At 35.0% G+C, this 7,124-nt stretch carries 6 protein-coding genes; 4 read left to right on the top strand and 2 right to left on the bottom strand.

From position 1 onward, the window contains the following. Together H1P_RS29270 and H1P_RS29265 are read left to right on the top strand one after the other, a co-directional pair. Window positions 1-1,440, top strand: a 1,440-nt coding sequence (locus tag H1P_RS29270; RefSeq protein WP_222427302.1) for an ankyrin repeat domain-containing protein, incomplete at its 5' end; no start/stop codon positions are given. Between the two features lie 55 nt (window positions 1,441-1,495). Beyond that, window positions 1,496-2,899 carry a serine/threonine protein kinase gene (locus H1P_RS29265; RefSeq protein ID WP_144874386.1) on the top strand — a complete coding sequence of 468 codons (1,404 nt, stop codon included), beginning with the start codon at window positions 1,496-1,498 and terminating at the stop codon, window positions 2,897-2,899. A gap of 253 nt (window positions 2,900-3,152) precedes the next feature. On the opposite strand, the gene H1P_RS29260 is transcribed toward H1P_RS29265, so the two are convergent. After that, a complete protein-coding gene (locus H1P_RS29260) occupies window positions 3,153-3,695 on the bottom strand; it encodes a DUF2854 domain-containing protein (protein ID WP_144874384.1) in 543 nt (180 codons plus the stop codon). Window positions 3,696-3,775: 80 nt separating this feature from the next. On the opposite strand from H1P_RS29260, the gene H1P_RS36705 reads away from it, so the two are divergent. Together H1P_RS36705 and glcD are read left to right on the top strand one after the other, a co-directional pair. Beyond that, window positions 3,776-3,952: a hypothetical protein gene (locus H1P_RS36705; RefSeq protein ID WP_186376214.1), complete on the top strand. Its 177-nt coding sequence runs from the start codon at window positions 3,776-3,778 to the stop codon at window positions 3,950-3,952. Window positions 3,953-4,448: 496 nt separating this feature from the next. Further along, the gene (gene glcD, locus H1P_RS29255; protein WP_144874383.1) at window positions 4,449-5,927 is read left to right on the top strand and encodes a glycolate oxidase subunit GlcD; all 1,479 of its coding nucleotides are present in this window, start codon (window positions 4,449-4,451) and stop codon (window positions 5,925-5,927) included. Between the two features lie 171 nt (window positions 5,928-6,098). On the opposite strand, the gene H1P_RS29250 is transcribed toward glcD, so the two are convergent. After that, window positions 6,099-6,644 carry a YHS domain-containing (seleno)protein gene (locus tag H1P_RS29250; RefSeq protein WP_144874381.1) on the bottom strand — a complete coding sequence of 182 codons (546 nt, stop codon included), beginning with the start codon at window positions 6,642-6,644 and terminating at the stop codon, window positions 6,099-6,101. Between the last annotated feature and the right edge of the window lie 480 nt (window positions 6,645-7,124).

Here is a 7,124-nt window from a genome sequence, read left to right as displayed (position 1 = left end):
TTTCTCTTTAAGTGTAGTCTAAGTTTAGGAAATTGGTATTATCATAATACGATGATACGCGGTAGTACTGTAGTGGGGACGTTTGGTTATATGGCTCCCGAACAGTTTCAAGGGAGAGCTGTACCCGCTACCGATTTATATTCTTTAGGGGCGACTTTATTATTTTTATTAACTCATAGATCCCCTGCGGAATTACCTGTAGAAAGACTAAAAATAGTTTTTAGCGATCGCATTCAAATATCAGAAGAGTTTGCCGACTGGTTAGAAAAAATACTCGAACCCAACCTAGAAGATCGCTTTGTTTCTGCTAGTCAAGCCTTAAATATTTTACAGCCCAAACCCAAACCAATCACTGAATCTTTTTCAAAAAAAGGAATTGCTTTGGTAATGGGGTTAACGATTAGTGCGATCGCGATTTTTCTAATTTTAGATCGTAATAAGTATGCCGTATTGAACCATATCGGTTTCACCGAATATATGTTAATCGCAATGGAAAAACAATTAATTCCCTTTGATGATTATTTAGCCAAAGGAGGAGATATTAATATCAAAAATAAGCTCGGTCAAACCTTTCTTCACGAGCAAGTAAAAAAAGGAAAACTTAACAACATAAAAAATATCAAAAAAGCTTTAGCAAAAGGAGCAAACCCCAACATTAAAGATAACTTAGGTCAAACTCCCTTTCATTTAGCAACAAACGATCGTATAGCTAAATTATTAATCGATCGCGGAGCAAATATCAACGCGGTAGATAATCAAGGCAAAACGGCACTTCATTTAGCATTACAAAGACAAAATATTAGCCTTACAAGATATTTAGTTAATAATAATATTAAACTTGACATCGAAGATAAGCGAAAACATACTCCACTATATATTGCTTACTTTAATGCATATCAAAGAAAATTTCCTCGATCTTGGTCTTATTCTCAAACAGATTTATATAAAAAAGAACATAAGTATATGTTTTTTTTTTTAGTTTCTAAGGGAGCAGTATTTAGTGAAACTGAATTAGATAAATTAAAACAAACAATTAATTATTACTCTAGTGGCAGTTATTACTCTAGTGACAGATTGTGCGATCCTGAAAAAATAATATTTCTCATGGCTAGTGGTTTAGATATTAATCCTAAAAATAATTCTAATAATATGACTCCCCTACAACAATTAACTAATGGTAATTGTTATGGAGACAAACAATTACAGTCTGTTGAGTTACTAATTAGAGCAGGAGCAAATGTTAATGTTACTGATGAAAAAGGAAGGACTCCTTTGCATAATGTTGTCGCTCGCAATTACTATTCGGCTATGTCTGTTGCTAAGCTACTAATTGATGCAGGAGCAAATGTTAACGCAACTGATAATCAAGGAAAAACTCCTTTAAATTTAGCACAAAGAGAACATATAGAAAAGCTATTAATTGATGCAGGGGCAAATTAAAATATTCCTTATATTATCAATAAAAAAATAAACGCTATTATATCGATTCTAAACAATGAAAAATAAATCTTTAGAAAAAAGTATTATTGCTGCAAAATATAAAATAAATTATCTATTAGGACAAGGGGGAATTGCCACTACATACGCAGCCGAAAATCTTGAAACTAAAGAGCAAGTAGCAATTAAAGTTTTATCTCTCGGTAATCTTAACAATTGGAAAAATTTAGAACTATTTGAAAGAGAAGCTAAGATTTTAGCTCAACTAAATCATGCTGCAATTCCTCAATATATTGATTACTTTCAAGAAGATACAGAAGATACTCGTAATTTTTATTTAGTGCAACAATTAGCATCAGGAAAACCATTATCAGAATGGATTGATCGTAAATGGCGACCAGAAGAAACGGAAGTCAAAGAGTTAGCAATTCAGCTATTAGAAATTTTGGTGTATTTACAACAACTAACTCCACCCATTATTCATCGAGATATTAAACCACAAAACATTATTAGACAAGCTGATGGCACAGTTTTTTTAGTGGATTTTGGCGCAGTGCAAGATGTTGATCATCATACAGTTACTGGTGGTAGTACTGTGGTGGGAACATTCGGTTATATGGCTCCCGAACAGTTTCGCGGAAAGGCTTCTTTAGGGACAGATTTATATGGTTTGGGAACTACTTTATTATATTTATTAACTAGACAAGAACCAGATCGTTTACCTCAGAAAAATCTCAAAATTAATTTTCGATCTTATGTTTATCTGGAGAAAGATTTTGCTAATTGGTTAGATAAAATAATCGAACCTGCTGCGGAAGATCGTTTGACTTCGGCGGAAGAAGCTTTAGCTGTTTTAAAAGGAGAAAAAAAGTTAACTTTTTTAGGAATTAAAAAAAATCAGTCAAAAAAGGCGAGGCGCGGTGCGATCGCTTCTGTTACTAAAAGAAAAAGTCAATTAATAATTGAAATTCCTGGTGCATGGAATTATAGTTCTTCTTGTCAATTTATAGTTAGTTTAGTGACGACTTATAACTTAATTTGGTTATTGATTTTTGTCATAGTTATTAAATCTGGTTTATTGCAAATAGCGGGGTTTAATCTTCTATTATTAGGTTTAATTCCTCTATTTTGTTTTCTTTTAGGTTTGGGAACTTTAGTTTATTTTTATCAACTAGCTTTTCTCAACCTTAAAATTAAATTAGATGAAAAATTCCTGCGGGTAGAAAAAAGTGCGAAACTCCTTAACTATAGAAACCTATCTCATAAAGAACATATTAATAATTTAAAAAGAGTAAGAATTACTCATATTGGAGAACCCATTTTCAAAAATATTTGGACAACTTGTTCTGTAGAAACAGCTTATATAATTGTTCACTTTGGTTTATTTTTATCGCGAAAAGAGCAACAATGGCTAGTAACAGAAATTCTGAATTTTTCGGATTTCATTTTACTAGCAGAATAATAATTCTTAATTTAGTAAGGGTGATTTACAAATCATTTCTCTAGAATTTAGCTAATTTTATGAGTTTTGTGGGTAAATGAAGACAAAATTAGGCTTATTGATGAGAAACTTGATATCCATCACTCAAAGAAAGCGCGATTCGCCCGTAAAATATTACTATTTTATATTGGTAGAGGTTTTTTATATAAACCAAGGGTAAGGTTAACTCACCCTTGTATATAGTATTTTCTAAATTAGAATTAAATAATCAAAATCAACATTTAATTAAAGCTAAATCTACGCGATCTTCCTCTGGTTGGGAAACTTCAGCTTTAATATCAGGGCCGAAAAACGTAGTAACTTTATCTTGCTGTTTTTGCCAAGTTTCAAAATCAACTAACGGAGAATAAAACTGTAAAACTAAAGCATAAGCCCCATCAACCGATGTTTCATAGATAGATACTAAATCTGGTCTTTGATCGTCAGCAGGACTTAAACCAACCCTTTTTAAAGAATCGTCAAGATGGGCTTCCTGACCATAGCGAAAACGAGTAACATCTTGACGTACTTGATCTTGAGTGGGAGTAGCCTGTTCTTCTCTCAATGCAATAATTTCTGGCGTTGGCTCTTCACTATAGGGAATGGGTTTAAGTTCCGCAGCTTTTAAAGCCAGACCACCTAGTAATATAGGTACACCATAAAAAAGACCGCCTAAGTTAAGGGCAGCATAATTTAAAGGATAAGCAATAATACCTATAGTAGTAATAATACCACCGACAATCAGCCCCACCATAGCCAAAGGAATGTTACGTAACATAAGCAAAATACTATCTAATTGTATAATTTTGTTAACCTTATTCATTTTAGAGCTATAACAGCACTATAAGAGATACAACTATGGACAAATCCACCATCAAAGAAAAAGTTGCTCAAATCGCTAGCAAACGAGACTACTTAGTACAACTTTTAGAGACACCTAACATCGGCACGTTAAGGGTAGATGTCGATCAAGCTTTAGAAGAATTAGACGAGTTGCTTGAAGAATTTACTGAAACCTTTCCTGAAGAGCAATAAAATTAAATTGAATCAGTAATCATGTATTAGCGCAGCGTTTAATTACTCTGCGTCCTCGTATTGTAATCAATTCACCAATTAAAAACTGACGTATAGTTAAGACTGTTTGAAAATTGAGTAAGTTTCGATTTTTCAAATGATTGAAGTGTGAAGTTTTTCGGTAAATAAGGACATAAAAACTCTTAATTTTACATTTCCTTCACAATTAGCAGCCAGCAAAAATTAGTATATTTGTCGATGGAAAAATGCAGAAACTGAAGGATACTAATATTTAGAAGTTAAAGCTAACATTTAGTAAATCCTTTTCAATCTCAAATTTCCATTCTAACTTTCAATTTTTCATCACTTTCCTGATGTGAAGTTTTTGCTTACTACAGAGCCCAGCGTTATTCGTTGGGCTTTTTTTTGTAATCTGATAGCATCACAATCGAAAAAAGTCAGCGATTTTTTGTAAAATTTAAACAGCAGACGATAAACTTCAATACAAAAAACAATTATGCTTCGCAGTTTTTTCTCTTCGACACAAGATAAATGGCAACCCATTATTAAACAGTTAGAATCCGTTGTAGGTAAAGATGGGGTAGTTCGACGTAAAGAAGAGTTACTAACTTATGAATGTGATGGTTTAGCTAGTTATCGTCAACGCCCAGGATTGGTAGTTTTACCCCGCACTACAGAAGAAATAGCTGCTGCAATTAAAATTTGTCACGACAATGATATTCCTTGGGTGGCTAGGGGTGCAGGTACAGGATTATCTGGTGGTGCTTTACCTGTAGAGGATTGCGTCTTGATAGTAACTGCGAGAATGAGACAGGTGCTGGATATTGATTTAGCCAATCATCGCATTACCGTACAACCAGGGATTATTAATAATTGGGTGACACAAACCGTTAGTGGTGCAGGTTTTTATTATGCTCCAGATCCCTCTAGTCAGATAATCTGTTCTATTGGGGGAAATGTAGCAGAAAACTCTGGGGGGGTTCACTGTTTAAAGTATGGAGTGACGACTAATCATGTATTGGGATTAAAAATAGTCACTGCTGAAGGCAAAATCATGGATCTTGGAGGTAAAGTCCCCGAAATGCCTGGATATGACCTAACAGGGGTTTTTGTAGGTTCAGAAGGTACTTTAGGAATTGCTACAGAGGTTACGCTACGAATTCTCAAGCGTCCCGAATCAGTATGTGTTATTTTGGCAGATTTTCCGAGTATTGCTCAATCTGGTGCAGCCGTGGCAGGGGTGATTAGTAGTGGTATTATTCCCGCAGGTATGGAAATTATGGATCGATTGACGATTAATGCGGTAGAAGATACTGTGGCTCTTGGTTGCTATCCCCGTGATGCAGAAGCAGTTTTATTAGTTGAGTTGGATGGTTTAGCAGTAGAGGTTGCAGCCAATAAGAAAAAAGTAGCTGAGATTTGTCGTGCTAACGGTGCGAGAGACATCACAACTGCTAGCGATGAAGCAACACGCATGAAACTTTGGAAAGGGAGAAAAGCAGCCTTCGCAGCAGCAGGACATATCAGCCCTGATTACTTTGTCCAAGATGGAGTGATACCCCGCACCAAGCTAGCGGAAGTGTTAAAAGAAATTAATCAATTAAGCGATCGCTTTGGCTATAAAATAGCTAATGTGTTTCATGCTGGAGATGGCAACCTCCACCCTTTGATTATGTATGACAATTCCGTTGAAGGAGCGTTTGCTGACGTGGAAGAATTGGGCGGTGAAATCCTCAAACTATGTGTGGAATCAGGGGGGAGTCTTTCAGGAGAACATGGTATTGGAGCAGATAAAAACTGTTATATGCCCTATATGTATAATGCAACTGATTTGGAAACTATGGGCTATGTTCGTGATAGTTTTAACCCCAAAGGTTTAGCTAACCCAGGTAAATTATTTCCCACTCCTCGCACCTGTGGCGAAAGAGCGAATGCTCAAAAAATGGCTAAAGTTAAAGATGCCGAATTGTTTTAATTTTTGTTCAGTAAACACAAAAAAGTTAGATTGTAAATCTAATGCAGATTGTTCGCTCTCCATAAGAAATTAATTAATATATATTCTATAAGAGAGCGACTTTCATCATTTAAAATTATTCTCAGCTTGATTAGTTATGATGTAGCTATTATAACTAAAAAATTATTAATATTATTCAAAAACAGTTGCGCCTACTAAAACATCTGGCCAAAAACTGTCAGCTTTAGCAATATTTCCTGAGATATCTTGAACCCATTGTTGCTGAACTTCAGGGCTGTAGTTGAGATAAAGTTTATTATCAACAATTTTCCACGCATTGGGATCTGTTGAAGCAACATTTCCTTCACTTACAGCTTTTGCACAGTAACCACCATATTGAGGAGCATACTGTTCGGGATTTGCAGCAAACAGTGCGAGGTTTTCCTCACTAGAGAATCTCCAGGTAGCTCCATTCCATTCATGTTCATATTGACTATTTCCTGCAACAGCTTTACCCTCTGTAAAGTAAGCTACTGGATCTGTACCACGGATTGCTAAGCCACTGGAAGATTCAATATAAACTGGGGGTGCGGATGCAGTTTGAGCTAAAGAAGGGTTAACAACGCCAGTACCATCGCCAGGATTGGCTCTCACAACATTAAAATTTGAGGATGTGCCGATAAATCCTAGGGAGATAATGGAAGCTGTAGCAACAGCAACAAAATATTTGATTTTCATAACGATTGTTTTTTCCTTAATTTAAACAACAGACTAACAAGTTGGGTAAAGAAAGATCGGAACTTTTATAAAATCGCCAAAGTATCAGGTTTTAGCGAAAAGACTTTACTATCTGTCAATGCCATATTTGTATTAAATACAGGTTTTATGAGTAAGTGCTGAAATTAGTCTTCAGAATCGCTGAGGATCTGGAAAAAATCTTATAGCGTATCTCTTAATCAAAAAATATAAATCTATCGATAACCAGGAACGTTCTAAGACTTAGTTTTGAGGTAAAAGTCACGCATCTCATAGTCAAAAGTCAGAACTAGCGAGAGATTTGGAAATCAATTTTAGTAAGAAATAAATTCGCCATATATCCCTCTTCTGTCACTTTCCGAATTAAAAGATTACGAAATAAGGTGATTTATCCAGAAAGAAGCAGTGTGGGAAATTGATTAATGCTATCAATTAAGTTATGTAATCCTAGTAATAAAGAAG

Origin of the sequence: Hyella patelloides LEGE 07179 (assembly GCF_900659865.1) — a bacterium.
GTDB classification, from domain to species: Bacteria; Cyanobacteriota; Cyanobacteriia; order Cyanobacteriales; family Xenococcaceae; genus Hyella; species Hyella patelloides.
Note: the sequence above shows the minus strand (reverse complement) of the source record. Positions and strands in the feature narration are given on the sequence as shown.